1 rRNA gene is annotated in these 711 nt (G+C 51.5%); it reads left to right on the top strand.

The features are described from left to right. Nucleotides 1–11 precede the first annotated feature (11 nt). Nucleotides 12–711, top strand: a 23S ribosomal RNA gene (locus AC1TPB_RS24915); the annotation flags it as partial.

The following is a 711-nucleotide window of genomic DNA, read 5'->3' as shown; positions in this document are numbered from 1 at the left end:
TGATGTTACTAGGTTAAGCTAGTAAGAGCGCACGGAGGATGCCTAGGCACTAGGAGCCGAAGAAGGACGTGGCGAACAACGATACTGCCTCGGGGAGCTGTAAGCAAGCTTTGATCCGGGGATTTCCGAATGGGGAAACCCAGCAGCCGTAATGGGTTGTTACTTCTGACTGAATACATAGGTCAGATAGAGGCATACCAGGGGAACTGAAACATCTAAGTACCCTGAGGAAGAGAAAACAAAAGTGATTCCGTCAGTAGCGGCGAGCGAACGCGGATTAGCCCAAACCAAAGAGCTTGCTCTTTGGGGTTGTAGGACAGTTCATACGGAGTTACAAAGGTGTAGGTTAGGCGAAGAGGTCTGGAAAGGCCCGCTAGAAGAGGTAAAAGCCCTGTAGCCAAAAGTCGACACTCTCCGAACTGTATCCTGAGTACGGCGGGACACGTGAAACCCCGTCGGAATCCGGCAGGACCATCTGCCAAGGCTAAATACTCCCTAGTGACCGATAGTGAAGCAGTACCGTGAGGGAAAGGTGAAAAGCACCGCGGAAGCGGAGTGAAAAAGAACCTGAAACCGTGCGCTTACAAAAAGTCAGAGCCCTATTACTGGGTGATGGCGTGCCTTTTGTAGAATGAACCGGCGAGTTACGATTACGTGCAAGGTTAAGTTGGAAAGACGGAGCCGCAGCGAAAGCGAGTCTGAATAGGGCGC

It is taken from the genome of Paenibacillus sp. Y951, assembly GCF_056786395.1.
Note: the sequence above shows the minus strand (reverse complement) of the source record. Positions and strands in the feature narration are given on the sequence as shown.